Below are 17,819 nucleotides of genomic sequence, written 5' to 3' on the forward strand. Positions count from 1 at the left end.
ACCTAGCTGCTAAATTGCCCTGTGTGTACCGTGAGTGTCCCCCGCCATCACACAAATTTTCTGGAGAACAACAGCATGGAAGCCACCCCGATAGACCGTTCAACTGCAACGCGTTACCTGGCAGCACTGGGCATATCGCTGCTGTTCAACCCTTCAAGCCCTGCCTTCGCCTTCACCCCCGACCTGCATTCGGCCTACGCGCTGAAAGCCGCGCAGGCGTATCAGATCTGCACGGGGATAAAGCTGCCTGCGCATTTGGGTGAGGCGTTGGCCGAAGGGACGGATGCAGAGGATTCAAGCCCGCTGACACTCCATCAGCGCATCACCAACTGGCACTTCTACAACCGCAACAAAATGCTTAGGCCATTCTGGTTCGCCAATCGCAGCCTGGATGTGATTTTTACCAAACGCATTGAGGCGCTGGACGAGCTGCTGGCGAAGCCCGATGCCGACCCGGTTGAGGTGTACGAGCAGGCGGGTCGGGTATTGCATTACATTCAGGACATGAGCGTACCCGGCCATGTGGTGCCGGCTTACCACGCCAAGTTGCCGGGCAATCATCCCGATCCGTTTGATGAGTTCGAGAGCATTGAAGCGCAGCCGGTGTTCGGCTTGTCTGACGCGCAATGTCAGGAACTTCGCGATGAGGTGGGTAAAGCAGACGCCTCCCCTCGGCGCTTTTTGGATGACGCTGCGACAGCAACCTTGCAGGCGATAGAGCAGATAGACGCGGCCGGTAAACCTATCGTTGACGGTGCGTGGAAAGCGTATTGGGTGTATCCCGCCCGAGACACCGATGACGCCCGAAAAGGCTGGGGCGAATACGGTACCTGTGAATTTTCCAAGGGTGTTGGCAAAGCCGACTGCAAGAGTGAAAAAGAGCTTGTTGCGTTGTTCGATCAGCAGTCTCAGCAGGCCCAGAAAAATTCGGTGTTGATGCTGCTTTATCTGCAAAAGAGGCTGGCCGAGCCTCGCGAAAAAACGCCAGCGCAGTAGCGTATTAAGCCCGATTTCGCCCCCCCATCCCGGCAAAACCAGGAAACCTCCCCCTCGTTGACTCAACTGTCATCGGTGGTCATATGCGCGCCTAATTCGGGTGCCCCCCTGCGGCCGTGTATGGGGTGAAACGTGAATGCCCTTATCAAGCGCTGTCAAACTCGGCGCCTCACGAAAATGGTCGTAAATTCGCAGAGCCCCGGACTCAAATCCTTCGCTCAGTGTCAGACTACCTACCCGTGCGTGGGTCGAAAGAGTAGCTGTGGCTGCAAAAACGTTTTCCGCAGCTTCATTCTGACTGGCTGGAACAATAGGCGACCGATTAGATCGGTGCCTTCAACGACCGCAATGGGTCGACCGCGGCTCTTCGCGACAGGCAGCAATCGGCCAGAAGCTGCCTCTCGGGGGCACCTAACAGCGTCACCAGCCACCTCCATCGACGCCATTAAAATGGTAATCCCATGTACTAAATTTTTTGAGAGCTTCGGCTTTCTAAGTCCCCGTAGCGTCAAGGCTGATACTCTACGCCACTGATATCGTTCGGCGCTTCGACTTAACCTTTTTTAACGCACAGCGTTCTCTCGACCAGCTTGGCCATCTATAGTTTGTGCACAAGTAGTCCAGGGTACGATGAGAGGCATTAATAGTGATTGATAATACCACCCGTGAGTTAGTACATGCGCGACTCCGCCTCGCTCAGGCTTTACTCGAAGAATCGGATCAGCTTGAGGGTTTTGAGGGGTATGCGATGGATACCGCTAAATATTGGCTCCATGCGCGCCATGAAAGAGAGGCGCTTGTTACATATTTGTTGTTAACCTGTTTCGACATACTGGGCAGAAAAGAAAAACATCTGACATTCGCCGACTGGGTGAATAGTAAAAAAGACATTCACATTGCTCAAAAGCAGATTGCAGTCGATATGGAACGAGATGGAAATGGAGATGACCCGCTTGGATTGACCAAGCTTTTGCTAGCAAAGCATTCAGAGATCTTCGGGGTAAAGAACTCTTTTTACTCCGGCATGGATACGTTGACAGATAATGGAAAACAAAAACTTTTTTGCTCGATACATTTGGGCTATCTCCCTGGACACTGCAATGAACCCAATGTTAGCTACCCCCTCGAACCTATAGATGATCCCGCGAAGGAGCTTAGCTTAAAAAAAGCACACATTTTTAAAAAAAGAAATAATTTCACCCATAATCTTGAGCAGTTTCAGATGGCATCTATGCCCATGCATACCATGGGCGTAGATTACCCCGCAGGGTCTTGGATGGCCAAGCTAGAAGATGGAAAAATTACATACTGGGGAGTTCACTCGGATCGAGTGCCGTATGAAAGTGGCCATTATCATTTCTCACTAAGTCAATGGCCGTTCGTATTATTTGAAGTTTTGTATGAGGCTATCAATATTCCATTCGACATAACTAATATTGATCTGAAATTTTATCTCTGGGTTACTAGTACTAAAAATCAAAAAGCCATGCGGCTTCCGTACGTCCCCCATTCTATTTTCAAATGCGCTTCAGAAAATTGGGCATTTGTAGAATCCCTCGATGATGAGTGGCCAAATTCTGCCGTTCCTGACCGGTAGCTTTGGGTCCAGGCTGTGTGAAAACGTTTTGGATCAGGTTTTATAGTCAGGACTGGAGCGAAAATCGCGCTCCTACGCAAATTTCCGGTCTGCTGATTAACCAAACGCTGGGAGATTTTACGTAGCAACGCAGACTTCAAAACGGCGCATGCGTTTTCACACAGCCTGGGTCGGTTCCGGCCTGTCTCTACCGCAATAAACGGCAAAAAAGCAGATGTTTGATTATGAAGCAGTTAAACCCAGAATATTTACTAAAAGAAAATGTACATGAAGAAGCTAAGTAATGATTTCAGTGGAGCACTCCGAACGTTTGTGTACTTCATGGCAAGTGGAAGCCACTACATGCTTGAAAACGTGGAGTACCTCGACATTTATGGCTCTGAGCCGAGTGCAATTGAGATGGTCTTCGCGATATTCGCGAACGTAATAGAGATGGACAGTGAAGGCAACGTGCTCAATTTCACCTACGCCCAAAGGAGAGCGACTGACTACTTAAGGTCATACTGCGACCCATCTTTCATAGTAACGCCGCCTCTTGAAGACTGGGAAACTGAGCTCTTTGGGCCGCCCTCACTCGGACGCTAAGAAATGGCTTTAGCTCGCAGACACGAGGGACCGGAAAGGGGCGAAAGTATCCAGCCGGATGGCCGCTTTGGACGAAAGCAGCCTCTCATGACAGGCTGCTATCGGCCGAGGCTGTGTAAAAACGTTTTTCAGCGCAATTGGAGCCCAGTGTTGGACTGAAACTCGCGTTTCTACGCAAAATCCAGATCGGCTGAGCAGCCGATAATTTTCAGATTTCGCATAGACGCGCAAACTTCAATTTTGACGAAGCGTTTTTACACACTCTGGGCCAGAAGCGGCCCTTCACGACCGGTTAAAATCCTTGTTGCATAGGGCTAACAGGGCATGCTCATAGATTTTAATAGACTCAGCCACGTAAACCTCGTGTTGATTTCCTATCAACCCGGCGCGTCAATGACTCTTCACATGAGCCTCACAATCCGGAGCTTTCAGCGATATTTTCGCTCATATTCCGAATAAATCTCCTAGCTTTGTGGACACAATGTGGACACTCCCTGTCCGAGTGAACACATCGCCTTGCAGCTAATCGACCTATTCGTCGTCCACGTCTTCTGGGGGGAGCCTAATAATTGTGGCGCACTCTCCGTCCAGCCGTACCGATACCCCATTCGCGCTAACGCTTCCTACAACCGTTCCGTAAGGCTCCTCCCAAGGTCGATGCTGCATTACTTTTTCACTCGGTACGCTGACGCGCTTACCGTGTCGAAGCTTGCTGATGTCCATAGACTTCCTGAGTGATAAAAAAACAATGCTCATCCTAACCTGACAAGGTGGTGATGTTCCGCCGATAAGGAACCGATGTACGGCCTCGAAATGAGAAACATTCTTACCGATAGCCCGATTAGAAATCGTCGTTGAAAACGATCCAACGGTAGCCATGTTACTGGTTGAAATCTTTGCGGAGATCGGCCTACGCTCATCCAGAACGATATATCCCGATCCTGCCCCATTCAACGGAAGATATAACATGGACATATGGAATAACGACCCAGTAAAAAATTTTGCGCGGAAGTACATAGTTCAACTAGGCCAAAGTGATGACTTGCCAAAAATAATCAGTGGGTTCGAGTTATCAAGGGACGATAATTTCAAAATAACCCTCAAGGTGGGTTCCAGTGCGACCGATAGCCCCAAAATGAAAGAGATGCCTTTGGGGCATGTTTACATTTCCAATAACACCATAGAGCTAAAAGGAAGACTTGGAAGCGGCATGATCGACGGCGTCACCCTCCAACATGTCCATACAGAACTTTCACCACACAACAGAGACACGGCGACGACGTCTCGATACAGCATTAATCGAGTTGAATACAAATTCAGCGACAAACCGATAAATTTCACACTAGACCGAATAGCCAATCTACCTTCCCACTATCAATGGCCTCACGGGTTCAAAGAAGAAAAATCCAGTAAGTACAAGAGAACCTTTACCGGAGAACCACCAATTACGATAGAAATGGATTCACCCGGCCTCACTAATTTATCAAGTTCCTGCGCAAGACTTTCACTAGGAGGTCACACTGTATTCATCGGCACGATGGAAAGCGAGGAAATCCCCAAAGCAAAAAATCCCGGCTATATTTTTTATACTGGAAGTCCCGACTGTGCAACACGCGAAGCGATTCGCAACAGCCTAGCTTTTGCCTTCGGTGTACCGCTCGTACACTTTGGCAGCTGTTTTTATAACGATAGCGGTAACTTGATCGCATTCGAAGCACTAACACCTATGACTATGGGCGATAGAGCATGGAGCGTACCTTCACAGCCCTTTGCCCCGATAACATCTGATTATTATAATTTAGATATAAGCAAACTAGAAAGCCTCGTACGTGCTTTTTTTGACAACTATGACAAACATTACCTTCGCAACTTTCTTTTCCGCTTATGGCATGCAGAATCCTCCCCATACTTCATGAAGCCAGCTTATTACGGATCAATGATAGAAACCATTCAAAAGCGCGAGATTAAAAATACCGCGTTGTCAATTAGCCATACAATCATACCACCCAACGATTATAAAAAAATAAAAAAAACTCTTACAAAATTCCTGCAAAAACAGAAAGTAGATGCAAATTTAATTCGCCTGCTTCAGTACAAAATCGACAATGGCAACGATGCTTCACAACGAGTTATTGCAGAGCGTTTCTATACAGCCCTAGGATTACCATTAGGAAACCTTGAAAATACTGCCTGGAGCAAACGCAATGATGCCGCCCACGGAAATGAAATTATTTCCGGAGACGAAATTGATCTTATTCGCCAAACTAAAATATTAAGAGTTATTCTTGCAAGAATCATCTTAAAGCTAATAAACGGCAGTGAGCATTACATCGACTACTACACATACGACCATCCCGTTAGGAATTTAGATGAGACCATACCTGAAACTCCATTGAACGCTTAAACAATGGGTTAAGGGCGTTATTAAATTGATCGTTGATCAAGGAAAGTTTTACGGATCGCCATCGAATAGGGACGGCGTACTGGCGATCCTGACCGATGTGATCGGAGAGCTTCTGAAATACAGCAACTAGCCTCTCAGGCCCAGCTGACTGGGGTTGTAGTAGCGGCATGCCGGTACATGGCATAGCTATTCAGTGCGCAATATTCGCGCCATCCAAATTTCAAAAAACCCGAAAATCCCTCTTTTTTTCTTGGCCGTACCTTATAAACCGAGCTTCTCACATTTTGCTACGATGAGTGCCCATGCCTCACAACTGCGGATTGGCTTTTCAGTTTTTTGCAAAACCTTGCACTCCGTGAAACATCCAATCCTCCCGCAGAGCCCCCAGCGGGCTTGGGCCGGGCTATTGATTTCTACACACCAACCATTTGCACAAAAAACGGATGCGGAGCCCGTCGGCGGGAGGGGGATAAGTGCATTTTCAGATGTTTTTTTTCCCCCTGACGATTTCGGACTCGATTGTCCATGATTGGCAGAGAGGTCCGAAAAGGACCAATAATGTCGTCCGCCTAATTTGAAACTTAACTCAATCGAGAGGATTCGCAATGCGTTGTGACCGAACTCCCTCCCCTCCACTGCGACAAACGGATTATCGTCCATGTGCACGCGGTGCCGACGCCCCCGATTGCGCAGGCGTCGTCGAGTCGTAACGAAGGGTTGTAGAGACAGTGTTGCAACGTCAGTCAGACGATGACATGGCCATCAGGTTTTCTCTTGTAGCGCTGCCCGAGGTACTTTTTGAAGGGGAGAATGGCGTTCTCGCTATCACCTATGATGTGCACCATGGATTGGGCTGCCACTTTGGCATTGAGCTCTGCGACGGTGGCTTCATCAACCTCATTTCTGCCCGGCGTGAACCGTTCGGAATTACAGATGATATAGCCGATCCTCGGTGAGATCGGGTAGTACAAGTCAGCATGCTCAGGCGCCGCGAACTCCGTCTCTGAGACACAAGAGTGCACATTGACTACGGGGTTATCAGACGTAATAAAAGGCACGCTCGTGTTATTCACCAGTAATGCATGTATATCTTCGTGGCGACTTACGTACAGGCTAAAGCCGATACTCATCCCGAACATGTAGCTCATGAACCACCACGCATGCGCCATCGCATCGGCCACTTCAATCTCCAGGGCAGTACTCCGGGGTTGAACCTGGACCACACCATCTCGAAAAGGCTTTGTGCGGGATATCTGGTGACCGAAGAACATCATGAACTCGATCATATGCTGTTTATCCTGCAGGACATCGAGCTGTTCATCAGCGAGCGCTGCCAACACTGGCAACGCTTTTTTCTCATGGGAGGCGTGGAGGTTTTCTAGTAGGTTGCACTTTAACGCATGTAGACGCTGCTCGGTTTCCTGGTCCTTAATACCAGACTTATGATAAATGCTCTCAAGCTGCTGTATCTTGAGAAAATCATTAAGGTACGACATGTGCTGTTGATGGAGATGATCAGGGCTTTTTTGGGAGAAGCCTTTAATTATCTGAACGTCCCTCTTTGTAAGCGTGGTGGCCTTATAGAAGTAGTCGTCAGCGACTATGGCTAGAACGCTGTCGTGGGCGATCTTCCCAGTCTTCGTTGTGTAGAAAACATTCTTCGTGCCGCTGCCCCAGCGGGTCAGGTATTTCGCCCAGACGTAATGGTGACGCTTCTTGGCTTGGAGATCTTTACTCGACATGGGCGTCCGTTCCGTTTGGTGTTTGCTCGCAAGCTCTCAGCCTATGAACCTCCCGTCAAGCTGTTCGTTAATCCTGCCTGGGGGGCTGCTGGCATATAAACTGACCAGATGTAGTGACCTTCTGCCGATCACAGCGCACGGTGATCGGCAGAAAGTAGATGCTGACGTCGCGTTCAAAACATATTTATCTTGCAGACATAGTGCAAATCGAGCGCACCCGGATACCAAACCACAAAAGCACAAAGTTAAATTGGCTTCAACTTTGAATAAAACTCAACACTTAAGCTTGCATAATACTTAATAGGGCAACTCGGCTTTATGTCTGGCTCAGCGTGCTCATATATTGAAAACATCCCATTATCGGGCAAATTTGCGGAAATACAAAACAAAAGAATATCCTCCAACAGATAAAGCATATTATTCAAATAAGCATCAAGCTCTTGATGAATAGAAACTGATGACTCCTGCACATTAATTTTATTTGTTAGATTGTAACTCCAAGTCGGGAGTGAAAATTTATTACCAGGATGAAGTTTTGTGTTTTCTATCGTAAGTGACTGGCCTGGCCCAGGATGTTCGATAGCATTCCGGCACTCCGACAATCTACGAATCCAATGCAGGTCATTACCGAGAGTTAAAGATAGCTTATTTAAAGCAGGGCGATTCTGCTCCAGCCACTTTATATGCTTATCGAAATGCGCCTCGTCTCTTGCGCCCGAAGGCAAACCAGTAAATAGGCTTATTAATTTAAAGCAATCTATTAAAAATTGCTTCCCCACCAAAAGGAAGGATTTCGCGTCATTCTCTAAATTTTTTACTTTAGCGAGCGGTGGGATGGCGCGACTGGACTTGTTCTGCTCAATGATTAAATCGCACTTGTGCATAACATCATCAAGCTGCTCACGAATATTAGACTCAAACTGCGCGCACAGCAGTAGTTGTTCGTTTAGACTCCAAACCTGCTCTAAAAGCTTTGGCTTTATGGAGTCTATCGGAAAAACCTGATCAATAATGCGTTTAAACTGAAGAAATATCCGAGCCACATAGGGAGAGGCTGAGCCAAGCACCGCTATTTTTTCATATGTGTGCCCGGTATCTGGCTGGGTTTTTTGTGGATCCGTTGAATCGGCAGTCAATAGCTTATAAATACTGTTTTCTTTAAAGATCAATAGCAGCACATCATTAATGTTTTCCGTTGTTACTATCCCAGAACCATCAACCGAGTCCGGATCATTGATCGTTATAGAAAAAGCATCATCTCTCTTCTGCATAAATTTAAACTCTATTATCGATGATAAGGATCAATAGAAACCACAAACATTCTCACTACTTAAACCACCAAACTAAGTAATAGGATGCTCCACATAATAGGCAGCCAGCAGCTTCTCGACTTGCGGACTTTTACTTAAAATATCATATATCCCCAGTGCCGCTATATTTGCATGCAACGCCTGAATCTGAGTAGATGGCTCGTCCTTGTATCTGGCACCTGTTGCACAATGCGCCATTTTAATTAAATGATCATTAATGACCACTCCATGCGTTTCATGAAGCATGGTCGCCAAGTTGCTAAGATCATGACCTTTCGCTCCCTTTGGATAGGTCGACCCAGCTATTTCCAGTATACCTTTCAGCGTCTTTTCAACGCACTGTTGTGCGGCCCATCTGGCTTGGACGTAGCGATCTTCCAGGATCTCTTGGGTGGAGCAATTATAGTCGTCTCTTGCAACTGCCAAAATATTTGTACAGGGCAAATTATTTCGCCACTGAATGCTTTCCACTGCGAACATATGAAATTTAAAGTGAGCTTCGATCTCAGAACTGGAAAGGCGATCAACCATTCCTTGAGGCAAATCTTCAACAAGCGTCAATATATTCATGCTTGGCAAAGTCGCCTTAGCTCCTTTACTAATTCCTTTATTATTTAAATTTCTGTCCGCAAAAAAATTTACTGTCCCATACCACCCTGCTAGCCGAACGCGCCAAATTGTACGACCAAGTAGTGCAGGTACATATCCCAATTCGAAATAGGAATTCAATCGATTTCCGAGCGTCTCCTTATACCAGCGAAGAGCTTTGGCCATCAGAACATCGCCCTGAAATCCGGGCTGATTCGCCAATTCGTCTGCCGGCAAAGCTAACCCGCCCCAACCGAACGCTTCCCAGAACTTTCGTCCTACATGAAGTGGTCTTTGAAAGGGCTTCAACTCCTCCGTCGCCAGGAGATCATCAATTGCGGCCATAAGCTGCTCAAATTCAGCTTCTGACTTCGGATAACCAGGCCATGTAAATTTTGCCACCGGAGAAGCTCCTTTGTAGATGAGATCTGTGAATGGAGGCTCTCGTGCATAGATAGTAAGTCCATATCAGTGCGCCTCCATCTGAGCTCGATTGTTTTTTACACGAATTCCCGAGGTTTCTTAGGTAGTGACAGATAACTTTTGGCTACTGCTTTTTTTGCATGCTTACTCCGGCGCCATGAGCACAGCTAGGCTCATTTTGATGAACTCCTCGTTCTTGTCTATTGTTTGCAGGGCCGCACGGACATTGCCGCCGGCCTCCTCCGATCCACGCTGCTCAACCCAAAGCGTCAGCTCCATGATGGCAGCCTCCAGGGCTAACTGATTTTCGTTGATTTTGAACAGCAAAGAAGGGAGCAGGTCTGAGTTGGGCATTGCGAATCCTCCGTGGAGGCTTCAGCTTAGCAGTAGAAATATTGAGGCGTGGCGGGCATGGGGTACTGACTGGATCGTGTGGTGTCCCACCGCATGGCGACGATGAAGGAAGCCCCGGGATGGACTTCCAGTAGGGTCGCGACACTTAAGGTCGTTTTAAACCTTTGACAGGCAGAAAACGGCCAAAAGCAGTGATTCAATGCGTCTGCAAAAGCAGGGCGATTCGGAAAGAGGCAGGAATAGATCTGAGTGATAAAAACGCCAGCATTGCCTAGCGCTTTTTTTAGACTAATAGGCGGCCTATTTCGGCTAGAAGCGGCTTCTCGAAGAAGATGGCTAGGGCCTGGACACGAACGGCAGTAGCCGGTCAAAAACAGGCCATGGACACGTTGGGAGCGACGTCGTAATCTCCATCCATATCATGTCGCTTTTTCTCCGCGCCTTTCAAGCTACTGAAGGAGTCGTCCATGGACATGGAGCTTTATCAGACGCAAGTGGAGGGAGGCATTACCCCGCTTGTGTCGTCTACTTATAGTTGGGCGTTATGAGGAGTCTCAGATGAACGTTCCGTCGAACAGAAACCCAGCGATCACGACCTCACGCAATCCCTTCGTGGCCACATCGCTGAATCCAAATGTCGCTACGTCACTCAATCCAAACGTCGCGACTAGCAAGAATCCGTTCGTTGCAACCAGTCTGAACCCGAACGTTGCGACCAGCCACAACCCAAGGGTGGCTACAAGCCTGAACTACCGGGTCGCTTCAAGTATCAATCCGAATGTTACTACGAGCCTAAATCCTAGAGTTGCCACCTCAAAGAATCCGAATGTTGTGTCCAATATTGATGGGTTTTACGCCTGGGATCTGAACCTTCATCAGTCCGGGTGCACCGTCCGAGCTAATAATCGAATTCAGCTAATCTTCGATCCGAGTGCAACGTTCTCGGGCGTGCTGGTATCGGTGCGAGACGACTACCTGAACGAATTCGATCTCGACAATTCTTGGGTGGGTTACTGGTTGCATGCACGAGAGAACACGTGGCTTCGCTACTCCCTTCAAAACCAATGGGTCGGCTTCTCGACCTGACGCCTGACCCTTCCATCGATAGGACTCGCAACCGCAAGCCGGGTCGAGCCTATCATGTTAAACGCTAACCATCTCAGGAAAGCCCATGCGTGTAATTGATAACGCAACCAAGGAACAACTGGACGTTTTACAGAGCAAGCTCTCCAAGGAAAAAAATGTTGGGATCGTGGATATTTTTGGAAACATGGTTCAGTACCATTTTTCGCTAGAGTCTAACGGGGAGATTATTGGCGCAGCAGCAATAGGCCCTTTCGGAGATGAGTCAGCAGAAATATTCAAACTCTACATAGATCTAAAACAAAGAGGAAAAGGGTTAGGGTTTTATCTACTCAAAAAAACTATTGAGTGCCTTGCAAAGAAAGGATTTAAAGAGGTTTTTATCGAGACAACATCAGCAAGCAGCCTGTTCTGGGAAAAGGCAAAAGCCTTCTACAACACGAAACAGTACGATTATAATAAATTTTGCATCATAATCGGCAGTTAGCAATGCGCTAAAATCGCTCACATCATTCGCTGGGACGGGCTAAGGTCCGCCCCCTAGCTTAATCTTTAGTGTTTGGGAAGCGGCAATATACTCCCGACAATAGGAACCACAAGAATAGTATGAAAGATGAAATACACGCCTCCGCCAATAATACTCTAAGAGGCGGTATTATGGATGATGAGATCTATGATGCGGATGTCATAGAAGCATTTGGCTCACAAAGAAAAAGTAGCATTGAACGCTATCTTGATCTACCAATCAAAAACCTTATAGCTCTTAAGCCTCGAGATTTCTACGCTCCAGGCTCCAGTTGGCGTAATGCTGCACAGGGATTGCATTGCCAAGGATGGGATGACGTTCGCGATGATATCGTTCGCTATTTTACATCTGATCTCCTAGATAAATCGTTCCCAGCTCCAAATTCGTCTCTAGAGCTGAGGATAGGATTCACGGGTGGTGCCATCTATTGTAGATTAGGAAATCACCGTGCTGTTGCTGCCAAAGCGTGGTTGGCAAGTGAGTATGGCGAAGAAGCAATTTTTAGAAAGGTGAAATGTTATTACCAGGAAATTTGTCCTCCGCTAAAGGAGTTAATGAATAAGTGCATGAAGGAAGGGTCTACCTTAAAGTACGCTTTTGCCTCATCCGAATGTGAGTACATTAGAGGTTTCGGTGTATCTGATTTATTTATGGTAGAGAGAAACCGTTCACGCATTGATATATACACTAAAAACACTAAGCGTGACACCTTGAAGCTTTTGGAGCCTAGTAAAAATCCAATTTGTCGATTTCTAAAATTAGATTTGCGATCAAGGTGTTTGCGTCTAAAGTTTCAAGAAGTTCCAGCTAGGCTCATTGAAATAATGCTTGATGAGAGCAAGGCTCTTGAATTGTTTAAATTGCATACCATAAAGAAAAAAAGTAAGTCTAGCTGATACCTATCTGCGAGCATTGGCTTGCGTTAACGACCAGATGTATCCCATCCTTTTCATGAATGAGGACGTCTCACCGTGGTGGAAGGAGCTTGCAACGCGCCTTCCTGCGGAGTTCACGAGTGCCGTCTTTCCCAACAATGAGTTTGCCGACCGAATACCTTAGCGTTGGTAGCGGCTTCTGGTTGGAGGCGGACACTCGGGCCGTGCAAAACTGCACTGGCTTCTTGACCGCCCCCTGGCCTATGAACTCAACCCAGTAAATTGCACTACTGCTGACAAGCTGTTCGCATTCGATTTGCACAGCGCACGCTGAAATGACGACCGGCAGAGATTGGCCGATTTCTGCCCCTCGTGACAGGCAGAAATCGACCCATTGCAGCCCTTCACGCCGGGCGACAATCGGCCAATAGCGGTCAGTCTAGAAGCCGCCCCAAAAGCCACGAGATGGTACGAATCCTCAGCCGTGTCACTTCCTGAAAACCACGACTCATTTGATATTCGGATATCTGATGTTCGTGGGTAGTGGATACCGAAGAAATCATGAATGACGCAGCATAGCTGCTCATCGCTTGATGCCCTTCATAACTATTCAGGAATTCCCATGGTGCCGTCGCTCAGCCTTAGCCATAACCTTTCAAACGCCCAGCTCGCAGCACGCAATGTATGTGCCTCCATGATCAGGGAGGGTTGAGCATGAGCATTCGTCTTCATGCCTTGGTCGTTGGAGCGAGCGGCATCATAGGCAATGCAGTTGTGGAGACCCTGGTGGCAGATCCGCAATGGAGTGTCCGCGCCCTGCGTCGCAGTCTGAACCCGGATGTCGCTTCCATCGAGTGCGACCTCACAGATGCAGCAGCTACCAAGACCGCACTGGCGGATGCCAGCGATATCACCCATGTATTTTTCGCGGCCTATCAGCCCAGTAGCAATGCCCTCATCGAGGCGCAAACCAATGCGGCCATGTTGCGCAACGCGCTCGACGGCTTGAAATCCGCCGGCGCGAAAGTTCAAAGGGTCGTGTTGTACCAGGGTGCAAAAGTCTACGGTGGGCACCTGGGTGGACCGGTTCCTACACCGTTTTACGAGGATGCTTCTCGGCACTTGGCGGCGAACTTGTACTTCGCCCAAGAGGACGTCCTGCGTGAACGCCAACTGGCAGGCGAGCTGGAATGGTCGATCTTGCGCCCCGATGCAGTGTTGGGCGACATCGCTGGCAATCCTTTCAACATCGCCATGGTCATCGGTGTTTACGCGGCACTGTGCCGCGAAGCCGGCGTGCCACTCAAATTCCCCGGTTCGCCACACACCTATCGTGGAATATATGCTCAATTGACAGACGCTCGCTGGCTTGGACGCGCAAGCCTATGGGCCGCAACTGCCGATAGTGCGCGCAATGAGGCCTTTAACTTAGTCGGTGAACCGTTCCGCTGGAATCACCTGTGGAAGAAGCTGGGTGAAGCCCTTGGCTTGCCGATCGATGAGCCACAACCGATGTCGATGAGCACACACATGGCTGATCAGGCAGATGTTTGGCAGCACCTCGCAGAGAAACACGACTTGCAACCCATACCATATGCACAGTTAGTGAACTGGGGGTTCGGAGACTTTGTATTCAACTTCCAACAGGACCTGTTATCTGACATGGGTAAGATTCGCCGTGCCGGTTTCACAGAGCCTATGCACACAGAAGTCGCGTTGCTCGAAATGATTGCTAGCTTGCGAGCAAAACGCTTTTTGCCGTGATGTGTTTGGTATCCACATTGACGTTCAAAAACTCTTCCACACAACTACGCCAAGACGTTGAGATCTTGGCGACTAACCTTACCTCGCCAGCAACACTTACTCTCCCTGACTATTGGAAAGCGTTCAAGCCCCGCTGAACGGCGGGCCTTGCTTCGATGGCGTGAAACCATTCTGCCAGTCGAGGATGGCTTTTCCAGTCCAAACGGTCGCGAACAGATGAAGCGATCGTAAATGCAGAAATATCTGCCATAGAGAAACGATCTCCGGCCATAAATTCCTCCGTCAGAAAACCCTCTGCAAAGATGAGTTGCTCGATGACGCGCTCGCTTATCACAGCGGCGGCATCGTCCAATCCCGCCTGACGTAGGAAGAATGCGGCGTGGCTAGGAGCGATAACGTCAGTCACGAAAAAGAAGTAGCGATCAAAAACTCTGACAGTTTCTGGGCCGGGCCAAATTGGCGCGAGCTGACCTGGAACTTTAGCATCAGCGTATTGGATGATCGCGTTCGACTGATTGATGATCAGCGCTGGCGTCTCCGAATGGTCGACCAGTGTAGGAACCTTACCGGCAGGATTGAGAGCCTTGTAAGGTATATCGCGCTGTTCATGTGCCCACAGATCCACTTTTTTGGCAGTGTAGGCAATACCCGCCTCTTCCAACGCAATTGCAGCCCGAAAACTGTTTCCTGTATTGGCGCCATACAGCTCTATCAAATTGTTCATAAGACACTCTTATAGAGTTCAGAGTCCAGGCTGTGAGTCAGTTGTTATGGCGTGACCAGAACGCGGTGGCTACGGCCAAACCCTGAGCCAGGAACTGGTTGGTAGAGGTGTCGTTTACACTGCCATCCGCATTGCGTGTGTAGGTGTCGATGAGCCTCTGAAACAGTTCGGTGTTCTGGCTGCCGCCCGACTTGATACCGGCGTAGTACTCATCAAGCGAAAGGCTGCCATCGCCAGACTTGTCGAAGGTCTTGAACATGATTTGTGCGTTGGCGTCGCTGACTCCAGCGCGATTTAGCTGCTTCACGAAATGGCTGAGATCGAGATCCTTGCCGCCGCCTGCTTGGACGAAAAGCTGTGGCGCCCAAGCCTCGCTAAGCGGCATGGAGCTTTTGTCTACTCCAACTTTGATGATGCCGAGACGCACGCCTTCATTCCCTTCCTCAACGGTAAGAGTGATGTTTTTCTCACCTCGGGCGTAAGCGGCAAGCCCCGGAAATTTCTCTGCATCAACCTGAGAGGCAGGATTCTTCGCCGCCTCGCTTAGAGTCACTACAGTGGATGGAGATGGTTCGTTGACGACGTCGGCTGGACGGTCAGTATTTGTAGTTACATCGGTTGTCTGGGGTGTCGGCCTGGAAGTAAACAAGGCTTGTTGAGAGTATGTACCGGCTGCATTGCTGACGCTTGAGACTGACATGCTGGAAGGCCCCACCATTGAGCTTACGTTGGACTATCAACAACATTGATAGCGATCGCTATTATTAAGGAGAATCTACCAGCTCAATGAAAAAATCAGCAATGCTTTTTTCTTTTTGGGGAGCGGAATATCGGATTCACGCGATTGAATAGAGCAGCATCCAGTAAGGCCCACAAGCTTTACAGCTCAACCCTGCTTGTTGCCACTCAGAGCGACTGCATTACGTCTGAAAGAAACTCAGTGAAAAGCCGTACTTTTTGCGAAGGTACCCGTCCGGCGGGATAAACGGCGTTGACCTCAATTGAATCCAGCGACCAGTCCGGCAACACCGAAATCAGTTGCCCAGAGTCCAGCTCAGCTTCACAGATCCAAGCAGACGCAATGGTCAATCCTAGCCCCGAACAAGCGCTGGCCAAGGCAGCCTCTGCCGAAGCGACACGGATACGCGGTGACATCTTCACCACAGTCGATACACCATCACGGCTGAAATTCCAGCCCGGACTTGCTGACCCGCCAGGGCCTGCAATGCAGTGAAAATTCACCAGATCCGATGGATGCTGAGGAGTGCCCAATGCATCCAAAAAGGATGGCGAGGCAACCAACAACCTGTGCTCAATCGCGAGTCGCCTGAAACCAAATGACGAGTCTTCCAATTCGCCAAAACGGATCGCCATATCAGCGCCTTCAGCGACTAGGTCATGCATTCTGTCCAACGTCAGAAGCTCCAGTTTCAGCTCAGGATGGATTGCCAAAAATTTCGGCAACTGGGGGATGACAATCCTTCCCGCCAGGATGGAGGGCAGCGCCACTCGCAGTACACCTTTCAGGCTGTCCATCCCCATTGCGACGTGGTCGGCCTCCTCCAGATCAAACAGAATCTGCCGTGCTTTTTGCAAAAAAACCTGTCCGGCCTCCGTTGGCACAATTCGACGGGTACTACGCAGCAATAGCCGCGTATTTAATCTTGATTCGAGTTCAGAAATTATTCGGGAGATGGAGGGCTGAGATAAACCAAGCTCCCGGCCTGCCGCCGAAAAGCTCGCTGTCTCAGCCGCCCTCACGAACACCTTTAACTCTTGGAAACGATCACTCATTTTGATCTCGGATAGGTGATATTCAAAATCACCCGATAGTCCCCATTTTGCGAATACCGCACCATTCTTCAACACGCTTTGCGCCGCGCGGTGATGCACAAGCGTGGTGAGCCAAAACGTCACCACAGAGGATTGAAGATGAAGGTATTTGTCACTGGAGCATCGGGGTACTTAGGCGGTTCCATCAGCCACCGCTTGGTCGAAAACGGACATGAGGTTATCGGTTTGGTAAGGACGCCTGCACAAGCTGAATGGTTGGAAGCGCGGGGCATTGCTGCGCAGATCGGAACGCTTGATGACGCCGATTTGCTTCAAGAGGTCGCGCGCTCCGCCGACGCCACTATCAATGCCGCGAACTCAGATCATTACTTCTCCATTCGAGCATTGATCACTGCGTTGGCCGGTACCGGGAAAACCCTCATCCATACCAGCGGAGCCAGCATCGTCTGTGACGACGCGATGGGAGGTGAACCTAGTCAGGCCATTTACGGAGATGATCAGCCTTTCACACCCATGCTGCACCGCGTCCCCCGAATTGAAATCGATCGCATGGTCAGGACTGCGGGCGTCAACCAAGGTTTGCGCGCATTTGTAATCAGCCCGTCCACGGTTTACGGCAACGGCCTAGGCATGAAAGTCGTGAGTGACCAATTACCCAAAATCGTCGCGAAATCCAAAGAACTGGGTGCCGGGGTTTACATCGGCAGCGGCAAAACTATCTGGTCCAACGTCAACATCAACGACCTTGTGGATCTTTACCTTTCAGCCTTGGAACGCGCGCCATCCGGAGCATTTTTCTTTGCAGAGAATGGTGAAAGCACCTTCCAATCAATCGCGCGCGCAGTGAGCAAGTCCCTTGGCTTCGAAGGCAAAACCCTAAGTTGGGACATTAATGATGCGATGTCTGAACTGGGTGGTTTCGCTCGGATTGCGCTGGCGACAAACGCACGTGTACGCGCCATCAACGCGCGCAAGCTTTTGGATTGGCAACCCAGTGGTCCGTCGCTTGAGCAAGCAGTTGAACAAGGGCTCTGATTAACAAACCGTCTCAGCG

General features: G+C 49.1%; 16 protein-coding genes. 9 read left to right on the forward strand and 7 right to left on the reverse strand.

Annotated features, from left to right (window positions below):
• Positions 1 to 75 precede the first annotated feature (75 nt).
• From ACA049_RS17340 to ACA049_RS17355, 4 genes are all read left to right on the forward strand, one after another.
• Positions 76 to 996 carry a hypothetical protein gene (locus ACA049_RS17340; RefSeq protein ID WP_497328514.1) on the forward strand — a complete coding sequence of 307 codons (921 nt, stop codon included), beginning with the start codon at positions 76 to 78 and terminating at the stop codon, positions 994 to 996.
• Between the two features lie 646 nt (positions 997 to 1,642).
• Positions 1,643 to 2,593, forward strand: a complete 951-nt coding sequence (locus tag ACA049_RS17345) for a hypothetical protein (protein ID WP_497328515.1) — start codon at positions 1,643 to 1,645, stop codon at positions 2,591 to 2,593.
• A gap of 267 nt (positions 2,594 to 2,860) precedes the next feature.
• Positions 2,861 to 3,178 (forward strand): DUF7677 family protein, encoded by a 318-nt coding sequence (locus ACA049_RS17350; protein WP_497328516.1) that lies wholly within the window; start codon positions 2,861 to 2,863, stop codon positions 3,176 to 3,178.
• 967 nt (positions 3,179 to 4,145) lie between these two features.
• Positions 4,146 to 5,582, forward strand: a complete 1,437-nt coding sequence (locus ACA049_RS17355) for a hypothetical protein (protein ID WP_497328517.1) — start codon at positions 4,146 to 4,148, stop codon at positions 5,580 to 5,582.
• A 743-nt stretch (positions 5,583 to 6,325) separates the two neighbouring features.
• On the opposite strand, the gene ACA049_RS17360 is transcribed toward ACA049_RS17355, so the two are convergent.
• The 4 genes from ACA049_RS17360 to ACA049_RS17375 all read right to left on the reverse strand — a co-directional run bounded on the left by ACA049_RS17360 (position 6,326) and on the right by ACA049_RS17375 (position 9,999).
• On the reverse strand, positions 6,326 to 7,324 hold the full coding sequence (locus ACA049_RS17360; protein ID WP_497328518.1) for a DUF4238 domain-containing protein: 999 nt from the start codon (positions 7,322 to 7,324) through the stop codon (positions 6,326 to 6,328).
• 245 nt (positions 7,325 to 7,569) lie between these two features.
• Positions 7,570 to 8,595, reverse strand: coding sequence for a hypothetical protein (locus ACA049_RS17365; protein ID WP_497328519.1), 1,026 nt, complete (start codon positions 8,593 to 8,595; stop codon positions 7,570 to 7,572).
• 72 nt (positions 8,596 to 8,667) lie between these two features.
• Complete coding sequence (locus tag ACA049_RS17370) at positions 8,668 to 9,624, reverse strand: HEPN domain-containing protein (RefSeq protein ID WP_497328520.1); 957 nt, start codon at positions 9,622 to 9,624, stop codon at positions 8,668 to 8,670.
• Between the two features lie 165 nt (positions 9,625 to 9,789).
• Positions 9,790 to 9,999: a hypothetical protein gene (locus ACA049_RS17375; protein ID WP_497328521.1), complete on the reverse strand. Its 210-nt coding sequence runs from the start codon at positions 9,997 to 9,999 to the stop codon at positions 9,790 to 9,792.
• A gap of 558 nt (positions 10,000 to 10,557) precedes the next feature.
• On the opposite strand from ACA049_RS17375, the gene ACA049_RS17380 reads away from it, so the two are divergent.
• The 4 genes from ACA049_RS17380 to ACA049_RS17395 all read left to right on the forward strand — a co-directional run bounded on the left by ACA049_RS17380 (position 10,558) and on the right by ACA049_RS17395 (position 14,247).
• Positions 10,558 to 11,085: a hypothetical protein gene (locus tag ACA049_RS17380; protein ID WP_497328522.1), complete on the forward strand. Its 528-nt coding sequence runs from the start codon at positions 10,558 to 10,560 to the stop codon at positions 11,083 to 11,085.
• A gap of 85 nt (positions 11,086 to 11,170) precedes the next feature.
• Positions 11,171 to 11,569, forward strand: a complete 399-nt coding sequence (locus tag ACA049_RS17385; RefSeq protein WP_497328523.1) for a GNAT family N-acetyltransferase — start codon at positions 11,171 to 11,173, stop codon at positions 11,567 to 11,569.
• Positions 11,570 to 11,688: 119 nt separating this feature from the next.
• Positions 11,689 to 12,504: a hypothetical protein gene (locus ACA049_RS17390; RefSeq protein ID WP_497328524.1), complete on the forward strand. Its 816-nt coding sequence runs from the start codon at positions 11,689 to 11,691 to the stop codon at positions 12,502 to 12,504.
• Between the two features lie 693 nt (positions 12,505 to 13,197).
• Positions 13,198 to 14,247, forward strand: a complete 1,050-nt coding sequence (locus ACA049_RS17395) for an SDR family oxidoreductase (RefSeq protein WP_497328525.1) — start codon at positions 13,198 to 13,200, stop codon at positions 14,245 to 14,247.
• 109 nt (positions 14,248 to 14,356) lie between these two features.
• On the opposite strand, the gene ACA049_RS17400 is transcribed toward ACA049_RS17395, so the two are convergent.
• The 3 genes from ACA049_RS17400 to ACA049_RS17410 form a co-directional block, all read right to left on the reverse strand.
• Positions 14,357 to 14,971 carry a glutathione S-transferase family protein gene (locus ACA049_RS17400; RefSeq protein WP_497328526.1) on the reverse strand — a complete coding sequence of 205 codons (615 nt, stop codon included), beginning with the start codon at positions 14,969 to 14,971 and terminating at the stop codon, positions 14,357 to 14,359.
• A 37-nt stretch (positions 14,972 to 15,008) separates the two neighbouring features.
• Entirely contained in the window at positions 15,009 to 15,671 is a 663-nt protein-coding gene (locus tag ACA049_RS17405; RefSeq protein ID WP_497328527.1) for an EF-hand domain-containing protein, read from the reverse strand.
• A 206-nt stretch (positions 15,672 to 15,877) separates the two neighbouring features.
• Positions 15,878 to 16,840, reverse strand: a complete 963-nt coding sequence (locus tag ACA049_RS17410; RefSeq protein WP_497328528.1) for a LysR family transcriptional regulator — start codon at positions 16,838 to 16,840, stop codon at positions 15,878 to 15,880.
• Between the two features lie 63 nt (positions 16,841 to 16,903).
• Here ACA049_RS17410 and ACA049_RS17415 point away from each other — a divergent pair, with 63 nt between their 5' ends.
• Positions 16,904 to 17,800 (forward strand): NAD-dependent epimerase/dehydratase family protein, encoded by an 897-nt coding sequence (locus tag ACA049_RS17415; RefSeq protein WP_348127043.1) that lies wholly within the window; start codon positions 16,904 to 16,906, stop codon positions 17,798 to 17,800.
• Positions 17,801 to 17,819: the final 19 nt, after the last annotated feature.

This window comes from Pseudomonas sp. LBUM1662 (genome assembly GCF_059695915.1).

What these genes read in the sequence shown, in the direction of transcription:
- ACA049_RS17340 (WP_497328514.1), top strand. Translation starts at nt 76, where the DNA reads ATGGAAGCCACCCCGATAGACCGTTCAACTGCAACGCGTTACCTGGCA.
- ACA049_RS17350 (WP_497328516.1), top strand. Translation starts at nt 2,861, where the DNA reads ATGAAGAAGCTAAGTAATGATTTCAGTGGAGCACTCCGAACGTTTGTG.
- ACA049_RS17355 (WP_497328517.1), top strand. Translation starts at nt 4,146, where the DNA reads ATGGACATATGGAATAACGACCCAGTAAAAAATTTTGCGCGGAAGTAC.
- ACA049_RS17360 (WP_497328518.1), bottom strand. Translation starts at nt 7,324, where the DNA reads ATGTCGAGTAAAGATCTCCAAGCCAAGAAGCGTCACCATTACGTCTGG.
- ACA049_RS17365 (WP_497328519.1), bottom strand. Translation starts at nt 8,595, where the DNA reads ATGCAGAAGAGAGATGATGCTTTTTCTATAACGATCAATGATCCGGAC.
- ACA049_RS17375 (WP_497328521.1), bottom strand. Translation starts at nt 9,999, where the DNA reads ATGCCCAACTCAGACCTGCTCCCTTCTTTGCTGTTCAAAATCAACGAA.
- ACA049_RS17380 (WP_497328522.1), top strand. Translation starts at nt 10,558, where the DNA reads ATGAACGTTCCGTCGAACAGAAACCCAGCGATCACGACCTCACGCAAT.
- ACA049_RS17385 (WP_497328523.1), top strand. Translation starts at nt 11,171, where the DNA reads ATGCGTGTAATTGATAACGCAACCAAGGAACAACTGGACGTTTTACAG.
- ACA049_RS17390 (WP_497328524.1), top strand. Translation starts at nt 11,689, where the DNA reads ATGAAAGATGAAATACACGCCTCCGCCAATAATACTCTAAGAGGCGGT.
- ACA049_RS17395 (WP_497328525.1), top strand. Translation starts at nt 13,198, where the DNA reads ATGAGCATTCGTCTTCATGCCTTGGTCGTTGGAGCGAGCGGCATCATA.
- ACA049_RS17400 (WP_497328526.1), bottom strand. Translation starts at nt 14,971, where the DNA reads ATGAACAATTTGATAGAGCTGTATGGCGCCAATACAGGAAACAGTTTT.
- ACA049_RS17405 (WP_497328527.1), bottom strand. Translation starts at nt 15,671, where the DNA reads ATGTCAGTCTCAAGCGTCAGCAATGCAGCCGGTACATACTCTCAACAA.
- ACA049_RS17415 (WP_348127043.1), top strand. Translation starts at nt 16,904, where the DNA reads ATGAAGGTATTTGTCACTGGAGCATCGGGGTACTTAGGCGGTTCCATC.